Raw genomic sequence first — 14,805 nt, 5'->3', positions numbered from 1 at the left:
TGCTTATTCGTGCCGGGCGGGGACGGCGCGCTGCAGGAACGCGACCTGGTCGGCTTTGACTCGCGGGTCGTGGTAGATGTCGAAATGGCCGTAGGGATAGTGCAGTAGCTCTCCCCGCGGGGCGCGCTGGGCGGCGCGGACCGTCGGGCCGGGTGGGGTGACCTTGTCGTCGTCGCAGACGCAGATCAGCAACGGCATGGCCAGCTGCGCGGTCTTGGTCCCTGGCCTGTAGAGACCCAGCCTTAGTCCGACTCGGGCGCTGAACTCGTTGCGCCACAACGACTCCGCTCCGACGATCGCCTCAAAGCCCGGCTGCGCATCCGGGGATGTCATCGCGGCGAAGGCGCCCGGTGTGCCGACAGCGGGTAGCAGGTGGGGTGGGCGGCCGCGCCAGGCGCCGAGCTGATCCCTGACCCCCGCGACCAATGCCTTCGGGACGAACGCCGGTGGTTGGACCCGCAGTGTCGCGAGCCCGTCGGTGAACGGCGCCTGGGAGACCACCGCAGCGATGCGTGCGTCGGCAGCGGCGACGGCCAGGACGTGCCCGCCGCTGAATGACGAGCCCCACAGCGCGATTCGGTCGGGGTCCACGCCGTCCAACCGACGGGCCCACGCCACGACGGTGTGGTAGTCCGTCTGCTGCATCCCGATGTCGAGCAGCTGCCGGGGCGTGCCGGTGGATGCGCCGAACCCGCGGTAGTCGAACACCACCACGACGTATCCGGCCTGGCAGAAGGCTTCGGCGTACTCGGGAAGTCCGTCGTCGCGGGTGGCGGTGAAGCCGTGGGCCATCACGATGCATGGGGCTTGAGCGGTCGGGCCGGAGCCGGCCGGCCGGTACAGGTACGCGGCGAGTTGGTCGGCACCGGCCGGGATGCGAACGTCCTCAGGCGTGGTCATGGCGGAAACGCTAGCCCGCCGCCGTGTCCGCTGAATCGGAAAACGCTAGCCCGGCGGCGTGTCCGCTTGAATCGAACACGTGTTCGTCTACTGTGGGTGGAGTTCGCCCACGCGACTTGTCGGTGCCCTGGCCTAGCGTCACGGCCAACCGATCGAGAACCGGTCGACAACGACTACCCGGAGAGGTACATCATGGCGCAGCAAGCCCCCGATCGCGAGAAGGCCCTGGAACTGGCGCTCGCGCAGATCGACAAGAACTTCGGCAAGGGCTCGGTGATGCGGCTGGGCGAAGAGGTCCGCCAGCCGATCTCGGTCATTCCCACCGGTTCCATCTCGCTGGACGTCGCCCTCGGCATCGGCGGTCTGCCGCGCGGGCGCGTCGTCGAGATCTACGGCCCGGAATCCTCGGGTAAGACCACGGTGGCTCTGCACGCCGTCGCCAATGCGCAGGCCGCCGGCGGTATCGCGGCCTTCATCGACGCCGAGCACGCGCTGGATCCCGAATACGCCAAGAAGCTCGGCGTGGACACCGACGCGCTGCTGGTCAGCCAGCCCGACACCGGTGAGCAGGCGCTCGAGATCGCCGACATGCTGGTGCGTTCCGGAGCCCTCGACATCTTGGTCATCGACTCGGTGGCGGCCCTGGTGCCCCGCGCTGAGATCGAGGGCGAGATGGGCGACAGCCACGTCGGTCTGCAGGCCCGCCTGATGAGCCAGGCGCTGCGCAAGATGACCGGCGCGCTGAACAACTCGGGCACCACGGCGATCTTCATCAACCAGTTGCGCGAGAAGATCGGCGTCATGTTCGGTTCGCCCGAGACCACCACCGGCGGTAAGGCGTTGAAGTTCTACGCGTCGGTGCGCCTGGATGTCCGGCGTATCGAAACGCTCAAGGACGGCACCGACGCCGTCGGTAACCGGACCCGGGTCAAGGTCGTCAAGAACAAGGTCTCCCCGCCGTTCAAGCAGGCCGAGTTCGACATCCTGTACGGCCACGGCATCAGCCGTGAGGGTTCGCTCATCGACATGGGCGTCGAGCACGGCTTCATCCGCAAGTCGGGTTCGTGGTTCACCTACGAGGGCGAGCAGCTGGGGCAGGGCAAGGAGAACGCCCGCAAGTTCCTGCTGGAGAACGTCGACGTGGCCAACGAGATCGAGAAGAAGATCAAGGAAAAGCTCGGGATCGGTGCCGTGCTGACCGATGACGATGTCCTCCCCGCTCCCGTCGACTTCTGATCGTGCCGAGCAGGCGCGGGCGGTGTGCCTGCGCCTGCTCACCGCACGCGCCCGCACCCGCGCCGAGTTGGAGACGCAGCTGGCCAAGCGCGGATATCCCGAGGACGTCACCGCCCACGTGCTCGACCGGCTCACGCAGGTCGGCCTGATCGATGACGAGGACTTCGCCGAACAGTGGGTACGGTCCCGGCGGATGCATGCGGGAAAAGGCAAGCGCGCCTTGGCCGCCGAGCTACGGACCAAGGGTGTCGATGCCGAGGTGATCAGCGCCGCGCTGTCCGGAATCGACGCGGGTGCCGAGCGGACGCGCGCCGAGCAGTTGGTCCGCGACCGATTGCGACGGGAGAAGCTCGGTGACCCGGGGGACCGTGACGCCGAGAACAAGGTGGCACGTCGACTCGTCGGGATGCTTGCGCGCCGCGGCTACAGCCAGACGATGGCACTCGACGTCGTCACCGCCGAACTGGCCAACGAGCGGGAGCGGCGCCGGGTCTAGCGTGCCGTGCTACAGCGGCTGCTGGATACCGGTGGTGCGAAATCGGCTGCGGTACATGCTCGGTGTGACTCCGAGGGCGCGACGAAAGGTCCGCCGCATGGTGTCGGCGGATCCGAACCCAGCGCGGCGCGCCACCGCCTCCTGGCCGTGATCGCCGGTCGCCAAGAGTACTTTGGCTGCCTCCAGCCGGGCCTGTTCGACGAATCGCGCCGGCGTCATACCGACGTGAATCCGGAACATCCGCACCAGATGTCGCTCGCTCACCGCGGCGCGATCGGCCAGCGCCGCGATCGAATGGTCGGCGGCCGGATCGGTGATGATCGCGTCGAGGATGGCGCGCAGCCCGCTGGACACCGAAGGCGCGGACTCGGTCCACACACTGAACTGGGCTTGACCGCCAGGACGCTGCAGGAAGACCACCATCCATCGCGCCACCCGCCGCGCCACGTCCGGGCCGTAGTCGCTTTCCACCAAAGCCAGCGCGAGATCGATACCGGCGCTGATGCCGGCCCCGGTGATGAATCGCCCGTCCTGGACGAACAATGAATCGGGAACCACCTCGATGTCCGGGTAGACCCTCGCGAGGTGCCGGCAGTGCGCCCAGTGGGTGGTCGCCCGCCGCCCGTCGAGCAACCCGAGCGCGGCCAGCGCGAAAGCGCCGGTGCACACCGACGCGACGCGACGCGCCCGCGGTGCCAGGGCGTCCACCATGTCCAGCGCGGCCGGTACGTCGTCAGGCGTCCGTTCCTCAGGGATGTCGTGTTCACCCGGAGTGAAAGTGAAGTTCGGCGGCACCCCGCCCGGCACGATCAACGTGTCGAACCGCGCGGGTACCTCGCTCAGCGCTCGGTGCACCTTGAGCGCGACAAACGATGTGGTCTCCACCGCAGCGCCCGTCGGGGAGGCGAGGATGACCTCGTAGTCGGCCCCGAAGTCGTTGGCGCGCGCGAAGATCTCCAACGGTGCCGCGACGTCCTGCAACGTCACCTTGTCGTAGAGGGCGAACACGATGGTCTTGGGTGCCTTCGACCGTCGGGCGTGCATGGTGCGGGCCTGGGTCACTCGCGCCGACCGTGCTGCCCTGCTGTCCTCGGCCACCGGTGTGTGCCCCTTCGTCGCCCCCTGTGTGCTGATTGTGGTCGCACATCCCATCGCATTCGCTCCCGACGGCGTGGGCGAATCACGCTAACGCGGAGCTGTTACAGCGGCGTTGCCGATGGTCGCGGCCTGCGGCGACGCCCGCATCGACGCGGTCGATGCGCGGTATCGGCGGTGGTGTCGACGTCCGGAACTGCAGGGATCGTGTCCGCTCCGGACGGCTGGTGACACACGCGATTTACGCACGCGAAACCTGTTGCCGTGAGGCTCTTGTTGACGGTACGCACGCCACCCGGCGCGCGGTCACCCTGTGGCGAAGGTGAGCTCATGGATTCACGAACGGCCTTGACGCTGAGCATCGGTCTCCTCGGCGGAGTCGCGGTCGCGCTGACCGCCGAGATCATCACCGTGCCCATCTGGGTGGTGTTCCTGGCATGGGCCTCTTTCTTCTTCGTCGGCGGAAGTCCCGCCGGATGGGTGCGCTCGGTCGCGTCGAATCTCACCGGCGTCGTCATCGCCTCGGCCAGCTTGTTCGCCGCGTACCTGCTCGGCGGCAGCCTGCTTGCGGTCGCGGTGGCCGTCGGCGTGGGTAGCGCGCTGATGGTGCAGGCGTCGTGGGTGGGGTTGCTGTCCACCACGCCGGCCGTCGTGGTCGGATTCGCCTCCACGGTGTCGACCGTCGCGGGCACCGGGAACGACGTCACCGTCACCTCGATCTCTCATCCCGGCCTCGTCGCGGCGGTCGCCTGCGTGCTCGGGGCGTCGTTCGGTCTTCTGTCGGAATACCTGGCGACCGCGATGACCGCGAAGTCGGCCACCGCACCTGATGGAACCCCTGCCACGGAAGGAAACCCGGCCTGATGAAACTGCAGCACTATCTCGGTGGACTGGAGGGTCTGCCGTCGCCACTGGCACTGGAGAAGCGGGTGTTCGTCGAGGAGTGGGAGAAGCGCATCTTCGGCATCCACGTCGCGATGATGGGACTGTCGAACCACCTGGGCTCCGCTGCGCCGGGGTATCCGATCGATTCGGTGCCCACCACCTTCGCCGACGAATGGACCTGGGCCGACCTGCGGACCGGGGCAGAGGGGATGAATCCCTTCGACTACTTCAAGTTCCGCTACTACGAGAAATGGCTCGGTGGCATTACCGCGTTCTTCGTCGACAAGGGATACGTGACCGAAGAGGAGCTCGCGGCACGCATCGCCGAGGACTCGTCGGCCACACCGGCCACCGATATCCCGGAGATCGACGAACAGGTGATCGCCTACCTGCGATCCGGTGACACACCGCGGCGTGACACCGCGCACCCGACATTCGCCGTGGGCGACGCGGTGCGGATCGCCAACCCGCGTACCGATGCGCACAGCCGTCTCCCGGGATACCTACGCGGCCGGATCGGAACCGTGGAACGGATCTTCGAAGGCGACTACGCCTACTTCTGCGAGACCGGCGACGGCATCGGTGATCCGATGCCCATCTACATCGTCGCCTTCGACCCCGCCGAGATCTGGGGCGCCCGAGCCGAATCGGGCCCGCTGTCGTTGTACGCCGAGTTGTTCGAGGCCTATCTGGAACCGATGGAGGAGTCATGACCGACCAATTCGCCTACCCGCCCGACCGGGAAGAGGCCAGCGCCAAGAAGGCTGCGGCACTGGAAGCGCTGCTGATCGAGAAGGGCGTCATCACCCCGCAGACGGTCGACAAGGTACTCGCCTATTTCGAGACCGAGATGACGCCACTCAACGGCAAGAAGATCGTCGTGAAAGCCTGGACCGACCCGGTGTTCGCCGAGAAGGTCGTGACCGACACCCCCGCTGCGATCGCTGAGCTCGACCTGCCCGACGGCATGGCCGGGGCGGAGGGTGAGCATCTCCAGGCGGTGGCCAACACAGCGGGCGTCCACAACCTGGTGATCTGCACCCTGTGCTCGTGCTTCCCGTGGCCGGTGCTTGGTCTGCCGCCGTACTGGTACAAAGACCCGACGTTCAGGGCCCGCGCTGCCCGCGAGCCGCGTGCGGTGCTGGCCGAAGTGGGCGTCGATCTGCCGGTCGAGACCGAGATCAAGGTCTGGGATTCGAGCGGACATTCTCGGTGGTTCGTGATTCCCGAAAGGCCGTCGGGTACCGATGATTTCAGCGATGAAATGCTGATGGACCTGGTCACCACCGAGTCCATGATCGGCGTCGCACTGGCGGGCTCGGTCCGGTGAAGCTGCACGACACCTGCACCACCGACCAGGCGGCCCCGCAGTTCGACCACGAATGGCAGCGCCGCGCGTTCGGTCTGGCGCTCGCACTGTCGGAGTTCCGGCACTACCCGTGGAGCGAGTTCCAGGAGACCCTGATCGCGACGATCGGGGAGTGGGAGGGCACGCCGGAATCCCAACGCGGACACTGGGAGTACTACGACCACTGGGTGGCCACCCTGGAGACGCTCGTCGACCGCCACGAACTCCTGACCGCCCCGGTGCACACCGACGACGGCGACCACGCCATCGACCATGACCACGTCCACTGACACAGGAAGAGATCGGCGATGAACCTTGCGAACCAGGCGCTGGCCGTACCCCGGCTCGACGTCGATGCCGGCCGGCTCGGAACCGCCGCCCGGCTGAGCGCCATCACGCTGCTGGCGTTGATCGGCTACTACTTCCTGGGATACGACCAGGGCGCGGTGTCGGTTTTCGGGTCCGACACCCACATCCACGAATTCCTGCATGACGCGCGCCATCTCCTGGGGTTCCCGTGCCACTGACGGCGTCGTCGTACGCGGTTCTGCGTTACCTGCTGCCGGGTGCGGTGGCCGGTGTGGTGACGTTCCTCGTCAGCCGGGTGGCGATCGCGCCGCTGATCGATGCCGCGGTGGACGCTGAGGCGGCGCTCGAGCACACCGCCGGCGGCGGACATGACCACGCTGCGGAACTGTTCACCCGGTCGGTCCAGGAGAACGTCGGCGCGGCCGTCGGCGTGATCGGTTTCGGCGTCGTCATGGGAGTCCTCTACGCGGTCGCCCACACCGTGGTGGCCAACGCCCTCGCCGCACGTGGTGTCACGCCGGACCCCACCGCGCTGGCGCTCCTGCTGGCCGGGGGGATGTTCGTGACGATCGCGCTCGTGCCTGCGCTGAAATATCCGGCGAACCCGCCCGGTGTCGGACTGGACGACACTGTCGCGGAACGGACCTCGGCGTCGCTGACGATGACGGTCCTGTCGGTGGCGGTCGCCTGTGTCGCCCTGGCCGCGGCGCTGGCTGCCGCGCGGCGCGTACCGCTGTGGCGGCTCACCGGCATCGCAGTGCTCGGCTACGCCGCGGTGATGGGCGTGGCAGCCATCCTGCTGCCGAGCTTCCACGAAATACCGGAGGGCTTCCCTGCCGAGACACTCGCCGACTTCCGGCTGTACTCCGTGCTGATCCAGGCGGTGCTCTGGCTGGTCATCGGCAGCGTGTGGTCGTCGTTGGCGGCTCGCCGCCCCGCCGGGCGTGAAACTCGCAGCGTCAGTCCGGAGTTCAGCGCGACCTGACACCCGGGCCTGACACGTCGAGGTCGGCGGTCAGACTCCGCGTGACGACGCGTCGCACGGCAATGAGCGTGACAACACCGAGAACCGCCGTCCACGACATGTCGACGCTCAACCGGAGTAGCCCTGCCGCGGTGAACAGGTCGATCATCGCGCGCAACGCGGGCAGTGGGCTGCGGAAGACGAGCAGAGCAGCCACGCCGACCGCGATGGCGGCGATGGCCAGACACCACGACGCGGCGACGACGATCGTCATGGCGGGGGCGCCGGACGCGGCTGCTTCTGCGCCTCGATCTCCCGCTGTTCCTGGGCGATTTCCCGGTTGAGGAAGTAGTTCAGCAGCGTCCTGATCGCCGCGATCGCGGCGAGCTTGCCGATCTCGGCGAACGACGGAGAGATCGCTGTACGCAGCACATCGGCGGCGAGCTGGAATTCCAACCCCAGCACCAGGAAGCGCGCCAACGACAGCCGCACCGACGAGAACTGATTGATGTCGCGTCGACCCAGTGCGGCAACGAATTTCACGATCGCCACCAGCGCGCCGATCATGATGACGATCGCGCCGCACGCCTCGATCAGGCGCACCATGGTGTCGACCAGGGTGCGCAGGGCTGATTCGGGCAGGATCTCCCACGCCGCCAGCGTGTGGGTCATACGCCGCGACTGCGGTCGCCCTGCAATTGCAGCGGCTCGGCCTCCATCGGCGCCGGACCCTTGCGGGAGCGTCGCAGGCGCGCCTCCAACCGGGTGGCCAGCCACGACAACGTGAAGTTCAGGCAGATCATCAGCAGTGCGATCACGATCAGCGCCGGAATGTAGTTGCCGTACGAAGAGCCGACATTGGTGCCCTGGCGCACCAGCTCGACGAACGTGATCTGGTACCCCAGCGCGGTGTCCTTGAGGACGACGACGACCTGAGACACCAGCACCGGCAACATCGACGTGACGGCCTGCGGCAGCAGGATCGACCGCATCGTCTGGCCCGACGTCAACCCGAGCGCCGAGGCGGCCTCGGCCTGACCTCGCGGCAGCGCGTGCACGCCGGCGCGCACGATCTCGGCGATCACGGCGCCGTTGTACAGCGTCAGCCCCGTGATCACGCCTGCCAGCGCCAGGTACTGCGACGCGAACACGTCGTAGTTGGCGTACAGGAAGTAGGCGAAGATCATCATGATCAGCACGGGCACCGCGCGGAAGAACTCGACGATGATCGATGACACCCAGCGGATACCGCGGTGGGTGGAGAGACGCCCGACGCCGAGCAGGAAGCCCAGCACCAGCGCCAGCACGATCGACACCGCCGCTGCGGTCAGCGTGCCCTCGATACCCGGCAGGATGTAGGTGCGCCACAGATCAGGGGTCAGGAACGGCTCCCACTTGGCGGCCGTCAGCTGACCCTTCTCGTCCAGCCGGGTGTAGATCACCCACGCGATCGCGACCGCCACCACCACGGTGACGGCCGATATCAGCCGGTTGCGGACCCGCGCCCGCGGCCCCGGCGCGTCGAAGAGCACCGACGACCCGGTCATGAGGACTCACCACCCTCCGGCGAGCAGACGCGAACTCGAGTGTTCTGGCGGCGTGTCACGCGAGTTCGTGTCTGCTCGCGGAAAGAAATCGTCACCGGACCACCGCCAGTCGCCGGCCCAGCCAGCCGAACAGCAAGCCCAACGGCAGGGTCAGGATCACGAAGCCCAGCGCGAAGATCGAGCCCACCACCAGCACCGCGGCCGTGTTCTCGATCATCTCCTTCATCAGCAGCGCCGCCTCGGCCACGCCGATCGCCGACGCGATCGTCGTGTTCTTGGTCAGTGCGATCAGCACCGACCCCAGCGGGGCGATCACCGCGCGAAACGCCTGCGGCAGCAGGATGATCCGCAGGTTCTGGCCGAACGTCAAGCCCAGCGACCGCGCTGCCTCGGCCTGCCCGAGGGGGACCGTGTTGACGCCCGAGCGCACCGTCTCGCACACGAATGACGCGGTGTAGACGATGAATCCGAGTACTGCCAGACGAAACCCGCTGTCGGCGATGAACGTCGGCGATGTCCGGTCGGCCAGCGTGATGCCCAACGTCTGCGCCAGCCCGAACGAGCAGAACAGCACGATCAGCGTCAGCGGAGTGTTGCGCACGACGTTGACGTACGCCGTGCCCAGCCAGTTCAGCATCGGCACCGGCGCCAGCCGCATCGCGGCCAGCACCGTGCCCAACACCAGCGCGCCGACCGCCGAGAACACCGTCAGCTGAATGGTCGTCCAGAACGCCGCGAAGATCTCGGCTTGGTACTCGGTGAAGATGTTCACGGGGGAGTCGGACCGGTGACTACTTGTCCAGCGGCGGCGGTGCGGGAGCCGTGATGCCGGCCGGGCCGAGGTTCTTGTCGAACGCGGCCTTCCAGGCTCCGCTGTCCTCCATCTTCTTCAGCGCATCGTTGATCTTGGTCTTCAGCTCGTTGTCGTCCTTCTTCAGACCGATGCCGTAGCGCTCCTCGGAGAACGGCTCGCCGACGATCTTGAACGTGCCGGGGCTCTGCGCGGCGTAGCCGGCGAGAATGACCTCATCGGTGGTGACCGCGTCGACAGCGCCGTTCTTGATCGACTCGATGCACGCCGAGTAGGTGTCGAACTGCTGCAGCTGCACCTTCGGGTATTCGTCTTTGATCTTCTGCGCCGGCGTCGACCCCGACACCGAGCAGAGGATCTTGCCCTCCAGCGAGGCCTTACCGGTGATGTCGTTGTTGTCCGCCCGCACCAGCAGGCTTTGGCCGGTGATCAGGTACGGGCCGGCAAAGGACACCTTCTCCTTGCGCGCATCGGTGATCGAGTACGTCGCCGCGATGAAACTGACCTGACCGTTCTGGATCAGGTTCTCCCGCTGCGACGACGGGGATTCCTTCCACTCGATCTTGTCCGGGGCGTAGCCCAGTTCACCGGCGACGTAGGTCGCGACGTCCACGTCGAAACCGCTCATCGTGCCGTCGGGGTTCTTCATCCCCAGGCCGGGCTGGTCGAACTTGGTGCCGATCACGATGGTGTCGCCACCCCCGCCACCGCCTCCGCTGTTGCCGCCGCCGCACGCGGTCGCGGCGAACGGGAGGGCGACGGCCAGCGCGAGAGCGGCCACCGCGCGGGACGAGAAGGTCGGCCTAGAAGCCATGGTGAAGGGGTTCCTTTCGCAATCAGTGATGCAGGATCTTGCCGAGGAAGTCTTTGGCGCGATCAGAGGTCGGGTTGTCGAAGAACTGCGCGGGTTCGGCGTTCTCGACGATCGCGCCGTCGGCCATGAACACCACGCGGTGCGCGGCACGCCGGGCGAAGCCCATCTCGTGGGTGACCACGAGCATCGTCATACCGTCGGAGGCCAGGTCGGTCATCACCGACAGCACCTCGTTGATCATCTCCGGGTCCAGTGCGCTGGTCGGTTCGTCGAACAGCATGACCTTCGGGCTCATCGCCAGCGACCGTGCGATCGCCACGCGCTGCTGCTGACCGCCCGACAGTTGAGCGGGGTACTTGTCGGCCTGGTTGGCCACCCCGACCCGTTCGAGCAGCGTCATCGCCGCCGCACGCGCATCGCCCTTGCCCTTCTTCCGCACCTTGACCGGGGCCAGCATGACGTTCTCGACGATCGTCTTGTGGGCGAACAGGTTGAACGACTGGAACACCATGCCGACGTCACTGCGTAGCTGGGCGAGCTTGCGGCCCTCTGCGGGCAGCGTCTGGCCGTCGATCGTGATCGTGCCCGAATCGATGGTCTCGAGGCGATTGATGGTGCGGCACAACGTCGATTTGCCCGAGCCCGACGGGCCGATGACGACGATGACCTCACCCTTGCCGACATCGAGGTCGATGTCCTGCAGGACGTGCAGGGAGCCGAAGTGCTTGTTGACCGCCTTCATCGAGATCATCGGCACGTCAGGGGACTCCCTGGGGCTCTCCATGGGAGGTGACCTTACCCAGGGAACGCACAGATGGCCCCACAACTTGCGCAATCTGGCGCGGGGCGGGACGCCCAGCTCGCCGCCGTAGGATGGTCGCCGTGACTTCGGTGGTGACCAGGGGAGGCGATGCGGCGACAGCCCATCGCTGCGCACGCACTTTCCAGGTCCGCACCTATGGCTGCCAGATGAACGTGCACGACTCCGAGCGCATCGCCGGCCTGCTCGAAGAGGCCGGCTACCAGCGCGCCACCGACGGTGCGGACCCCGACATCGTGGTGTTCAACACCTGCGCGGTCCGCGAGAACGCCGACAACAAGTTGTACGGAAACCTCAGCCACCTCGCGCCCCGGAAACAGGCCGATCCCGACATGCAGATCGCCGTCGGGGGCTGCCTGGCCCAGAAGGACCGCGACACGGTGCTGCGCAAGGCGCCGTACGTCGATGTCGTGTTCGGCACCCACAACATCGGCTCGCTGCCGGCGCTCCTCGACCGGGCCCGGCACAACCGCACCGCCCAGGTCGAGATCGCCGAGGCGCTGCGCGAGTTCCCGTCGTCGCTGCCGGCGCGGCGTGAATCCGCTTACGCCGCGTGGGTGTCGATCTCGGTGGGCTGCAACAACACGTGCACGTTCTGCATCGTGCCCTCGTTGCGCGGTAAAGAGGTCGACCGCAGGCCCGGTGACGTACTGGCCGAGGTGCAGTCTCTGGTCGACCAGGGCGTGCTGGAGATCACGCTGCTCGGTCAGAACGTCAACGCCTACGGCGTGTCGTTCGCCGACCCGGATCAGCCGCGCGACCGCGGCGCATTCGCCAAGCTGCTGCGTGCCTGCGGGCAGATCGACGGGTTGGAGCGGGTGCGGTTCACCTCGCCACATCCGGCCGAGTTCACCGACGACGTCATCGAGGCGATGGCCGAGACCCCCAATGTGTGCCCCACACTGCACATGCCGCTGCAGTCCGGCTCTGACCGGGTGCTGAAGGCGATGCGACGCTCCTACCGCGCCGAGAAGTATCTGGGCATCATCGACCGGGTGCGTGCGGCGATTCCGCATGCGGCGATCACGACCGACATCATCGTCGGCTTCCCGGGTGAGACGGAGGAGGACTTCCAGGCCACCCTCGACGTCGTCGCCGCGGCCCGGTTCTCCAGCGCCTTCACCTTCCAGTACAGCAAGCGGCCCGGCACGCCCGCCGCCGAGCTTCCTGATCAGGTCGCCAAAGACGTTGTGTCGCAGCGCTATCAGCGGCTGATCGAGCTGCAGGAGACGATCTCGATGGAGGAGAACGCGGCCCAGATCGGCCGAACCGTCGAGCTGCTCGTCGCCACCGGCGAGGGCCGCAAGGACATCGCCACCGCCCGCATGTCGGGCCGTGCGCGCGACGGCCGACTCGTGCACTTCGCGCCGGGGCCCGACGCCGCGGCCATCCGGCCCGGCGACGTCGTCGTCACCACGGTCACCGGCGCCGCGCCCCACCACCTGATCGCCGATGCCACGCTGCTCGCGCACCGGCGCACCCGCGCCGGCGACGCACACGAGAACGGGCAGCGGCCCAGCACCGGGACGGGCCTCGGCATGCCGGGCATCGGTGCGCCCGCCCAGTCCGCCCCGGCCGCGGCGGGATGCGCGCGATGACCGGCCGTCCCGACGATTTCGACCACCTCCGGGAAGACCTCGAGGAGGCCGAGCGCCGCATCGCCCGCGAGATCGACCCGGGACCCCGAGCACTGGCCATCGCGATCTTCGTGTTCGCCCTGCTGGCGACGCTGGCGTTGCCGCATGCCGGCGATGCGCGCGGCCTGGACGTGCTCGCGGGCTCCGACGCCGCGCACGCCAGCGCCATCGCGCTGCCGCACAAGGTGTTCGCCTGGCTGGCGGTCGTGTTCGGCGCCGGATTCTCGATCCTCGCGCTGCTCACCCGGCGCTGGGCGCTGGCCTGGATCGCGCTCGCTGGCTCGACGGTGGCGTCGTTCCTCGGACTGCTGGCAGTGTGGTCCCGCCAGACCGCCGCCGCGCCCTACCCGGGGCCCGGCATCGGCCTACTCGTCGCGTGGTTCTCGGTGATCCTGCTCGCGTACCACTGGGCCCGCGTGGTCGCCGCGCGCAGCGCCCTGCAGTTGGCCACCGAGGAGCACCGCCGCCGGCTGCTCGCCGAACGCGAGAGCAAAGGCCTGCTCGACACCTACGGCGACACCCCTGGTGAGGACGACAAACCGGCCACGTAGGGGCTAGCGCCTCTTCCCGAGCGCCTCGACGGCCGCCTCAGCCCACTCCCGCCACTGCTGCGCGCTCGCCCGCGCCTGTTCGGCGTCCTTGGCGCGACCGGCCGCTTCCGCCTTCTCCGCTTGGCGTTCGAACTGTTCGGCGCGTTCCCGGAACTGGTCGGCACGAGCCTGCGCCTCCGGATCCACGCCACCTGTGGGGGCGTCGCGGATCTTCTTCTCCACCGCGCGCATGCGCCGCTCGAGTTCGGGTGCGCGCTCCCGCGGAACCTTGCCGATGGCGTCCCATTTGTCGCCGATCGTGCGTAGTGCCGCGCGCGCGGCGTCGCGGTCGGAGGGGTCGATCCGCTCGGCCTCGGCGAGCAGCGCCTCCTTGGCTTCGGCGTTGGCCGAGAACTCGGCGTCGCGCTCGGCGGTGGCGGCATTGCGGGCCGAGAAGAACTTGTCCTGGGCGCCCTTGAACCGCTGCCACAGCGCGTCGTCGACGTCCTTGGCCGCCCGGCCGGCGGCCTTCCACTCGGTCAGCAGGTCGCGGAACGTCGCCGAGGTGGCCCCCCAGTCGGTGGAGTCACTGAGTTCCTCGGCGCGCACACACAGAGCTTCTTTGGCCTGCCGGGCGCCGGCGCGTTCGCGGTCCAGTTCGGCGAAGTGCGAACCGCGGCGCCGGTTGAACGTCTCGCGCGCCGCCGAGTACCTCTTCCACAGCGCATCGTCGGTCTTGCGGTCGACGCCGCTGATCGTCTTCCACTCGTCGAGAATGGCGCGCATCCGGTCACCGGCGGCCTTCCACTGCGTCGCCGTGGTGGCCAACTCCTCGGCCTCGACGGCGAGCGCCTCCTTGCGAGCCGTCTGCTGGGCGCGGAACTCCTCGCGCTTGGCCTTCTCCTCCTGCGAGGCGCTGTCGGCCTGCGTGACGATCGCGGTCAGCCGCTCCGCCAGCGAATCGACATCGCCGAGCACGTGAGCATCGGGCAGGCTCTCGGCCAGGGCCACCGCCGCGGTGCGGATCTTGCGCGCGTCGCCGGAACCCGACGCCAGCCGGTGTTCGAGGAGAACCACCTCGGTGTGCAGATCGTCGAAGCGGCGCCCGAAGTGCGCGTAGGCGGCCTCGGTGTCGCCGGCCTGCCACGATGCGATCTGCCGTTCCCCGGCAGCGGTGATCAGCCACACCGTGCCGTCGGGGTCGACGCGGCCGAAGCGATGGGGGTCGACCGACGGCACGGTCGCGACGGCCGGTGCCGCCGCGGGCGCCGCCGGACGCGGAACGGGACGTGCCGGTCCTGGCTTGGGTCTGACGCTCGACGGACCCGGGCGCGGCGGGGACGCCGGCGCGGAGCCTGTCTCGGGTACGCCGGTGTCTGCGGATTCGCCCGGTCCGGTCATCGTCATGTCAGC

The 14,805-nt window shown here is 68.0% G+C and carries 19 protein-coding genes; 10 read left to right on the top strand and 9 right to left on the bottom strand.

All coding sequences use genetic code 11. From position 1 onward, the window contains the following. Positions 1–3: 3 nt before the first annotated feature. On the bottom strand, positions 4–900 hold the full coding sequence (locus DMB80_RS18090) for an alpha/beta hydrolase (protein ID WP_111511120.1): 897 nt from the start codon (positions 898–900) through the stop codon (positions 4–6). Positions 901–1,092: 192 nt separating this feature from the next. Here DMB80_RS18090 and recA point away from each other — a divergent pair, with 192 nt between their 5' ends. Together recA and recX are read left to right on the top strand one after the other, a co-directional pair. Continuing rightward, positions 1,093–2,136, top strand: a complete 1,044-nt coding sequence (recA, locus tag DMB80_RS18085) for a recombinase RecA (protein ID WP_046365165.1) — start codon at positions 1,093–1,095, stop codon at positions 2,134–2,136. After that, positions 2,102–2,632, top strand: a complete 531-nt coding sequence (recX, locus tag DMB80_RS18080; protein WP_111511119.1) for a recombination regulator RecX — start codon at positions 2,102–2,104, stop codon at positions 2,630–2,632. The genes recA and recX overlap by 35 nt, the downstream gene beginning before the upstream one ends. 9 nt (positions 2,633–2,641) lie before the next feature. On the opposite strand, the gene DMB80_RS18075 is transcribed toward recX, so the two are convergent. Further along, positions 2,642–3,676, bottom strand: a complete 1,035-nt coding sequence (locus tag DMB80_RS18075; RefSeq protein WP_111511118.1) for a GlxA family transcriptional regulator — start codon at positions 3,674–3,676, stop codon at positions 2,642–2,644. A 381-nt stretch (positions 3,677–4,057) separates the two neighbouring features. Between DMB80_RS18075 and DMB80_RS18070 the strand changes: the two genes are divergently transcribed. The 6 genes from DMB80_RS18070 to DMB80_RS18045 are packed head-to-tail and all read left to right on the top strand — an operon-like array spanning position 4,058 to position 7,254. Beyond that, complete coding sequence (locus DMB80_RS18070; RefSeq protein WP_111511117.1) at positions 4,058–4,591, top strand: DUF1097 domain-containing protein; 534 nt, start codon at positions 4,058–4,060, stop codon at positions 4,589–4,591. Then, positions 4,591–5,325: a nitrile hydratase subunit beta gene (gene nthB, locus DMB80_RS18065; protein ID WP_111511116.1), complete on the top strand. Its 735-nt coding sequence runs from the start codon at positions 4,591–4,593 to the stop codon at positions 5,323–5,325. The genes DMB80_RS18070 and nthB overlap by 1 nt, the downstream gene beginning before the upstream one ends. Then, complete coding sequence (nthA, locus tag DMB80_RS18060; RefSeq protein ID WP_111511115.1) at positions 5,322–5,942, top strand: nitrile hydratase subunit alpha; 621 nt, start codon at positions 5,322–5,324, stop codon at positions 5,940–5,942. Before nthB ends, nthA begins: the two co-directional genes overlap by 4 nt. Continuing rightward, complete coding sequence (locus DMB80_RS18055; protein ID WP_111511114.1) at positions 5,939–6,250, top strand: nitrile hydratase accessory protein; 312 nt, start codon at positions 5,939–5,941, stop codon at positions 6,248–6,250. Before nthA ends, DMB80_RS18055 begins: the two co-directional genes overlap by 4 nt. A gap of 18 nt (positions 6,251–6,268) precedes the next feature. Next, complete coding sequence (locus DMB80_RS18050) at positions 6,269–6,487, top strand: CbtB domain-containing protein (RefSeq protein WP_111511113.1); 219 nt, start codon at positions 6,269–6,271, stop codon at positions 6,485–6,487. Then, positions 6,478–7,254, top strand: a complete 777-nt coding sequence (locus DMB80_RS18045; protein WP_111511112.1) for a CbtA family protein — start codon at positions 6,478–6,480, stop codon at positions 7,252–7,254. Before DMB80_RS18050 ends, DMB80_RS18045 begins: the two co-directional genes overlap by 10 nt. Here DMB80_RS18045 and DMB80_RS18040 read toward each other — a convergent pair. From DMB80_RS18040 to DMB80_RS18015, 6 genes are all read right to left on the bottom strand, one after another. Next, positions 7,241–7,507, bottom strand: coding sequence for a hypothetical protein (locus DMB80_RS18040; RefSeq protein WP_111511111.1), 267 nt, complete (start codon positions 7,505–7,507; stop codon positions 7,241–7,243). The two genes, DMB80_RS18045 and DMB80_RS18040, sit on opposite strands and share 14 nt — an antisense overlap. Beyond that, positions 7,504–7,905, bottom strand: a complete 402-nt coding sequence (locus DMB80_RS18035) for a DUF1622 domain-containing protein (RefSeq protein WP_111511110.1) — start codon at positions 7,903–7,905, stop codon at positions 7,504–7,506. The genes DMB80_RS18040 and DMB80_RS18035 overlap by 4 nt, the downstream gene beginning before the upstream one ends. After that, the gene (locus tag DMB80_RS18030; RefSeq protein ID WP_111511109.1) at positions 7,902–8,780 is read right to left on the bottom strand and encodes an amino acid ABC transporter permease; all 879 of its coding nucleotides are present in this window, start codon (positions 8,778–8,780) and stop codon (positions 7,902–7,904) included. The genes DMB80_RS18035 and DMB80_RS18030 overlap by 4 nt, the downstream gene beginning before the upstream one ends. Before the next feature lie 91 nt (positions 8,781–8,871). Further along, the gene (locus DMB80_RS18025) at positions 8,872–9,552 is read right to left on the bottom strand and encodes an amino acid ABC transporter permease (protein ID WP_048423582.1); all 681 of its coding nucleotides are present in this window, start codon (positions 9,550–9,552) and stop codon (positions 8,872–8,874) included. 19 nt (positions 9,553–9,571) lie between these two features. Beyond that, positions 9,572–10,405, bottom strand: coding sequence for a glutamate ABC transporter substrate-binding protein (locus DMB80_RS18020; RefSeq protein ID WP_048423581.1), 834 nt, complete (start codon positions 10,403–10,405; stop codon positions 9,572–9,574). Positions 10,406–10,427: 22 nt separating this feature from the next. After that, the gene (locus DMB80_RS18015) at positions 10,428–11,156 is read right to left on the bottom strand and encodes an amino acid ABC transporter ATP-binding protein (protein WP_082133428.1); all 729 of its coding nucleotides are present in this window, start codon (positions 11,154–11,156) and stop codon (positions 10,428–10,430) included. A 122-nt stretch (positions 11,157–11,278) separates the two neighbouring features. Between DMB80_RS18015 and miaB the strand changes: the two genes are divergently transcribed. After that, positions 11,279–12,823 carry a tRNA (N6-isopentenyl adenosine(37)-C2)-methylthiotransferase MiaB gene (gene miaB / locus DMB80_RS18010; RefSeq protein ID WP_111511108.1) on the top strand — a complete coding sequence of 515 codons (1,545 nt, stop codon included), beginning with the start codon at positions 11,279–11,281 and terminating at the stop codon, positions 12,821–12,823. Beyond that, positions 12,811–13,413, top strand: a complete 603-nt coding sequence (locus DMB80_RS18005) for an Rv2732c family membrane protein (RefSeq protein WP_111511107.1) — start codon at positions 12,811–12,813, stop codon at positions 13,411–13,413. The genes miaB and DMB80_RS18005 overlap by 13 nt, the downstream gene beginning before the upstream one ends. A gap of 3 nt (positions 13,414–13,416) precedes the next feature. On the opposite strand, the gene DMB80_RS18000 is transcribed toward DMB80_RS18005, so the two are convergent. Beyond that, complete coding sequence (locus DMB80_RS18000) at positions 13,417–14,799, bottom strand: DUF349 domain-containing protein (RefSeq protein ID WP_111511106.1); 1,383 nt, start codon at positions 14,797–14,799, stop codon at positions 13,417–13,419. Between the last annotated feature and the right edge of the window lie 6 nt (positions 14,800–14,805).

Origin of the sequence: Mycobacterium kyogaense, assembly GCF_003254575.1 — a bacterium.
GTDB lineage: Bacteria > Actinomycetota > Actinomycetes > Mycobacteriales > Mycobacteriaceae > Mycobacterium > Mycobacterium kyogaense.
This window is presented reverse-complemented; position numbering and strand designations above follow the sequence as displayed.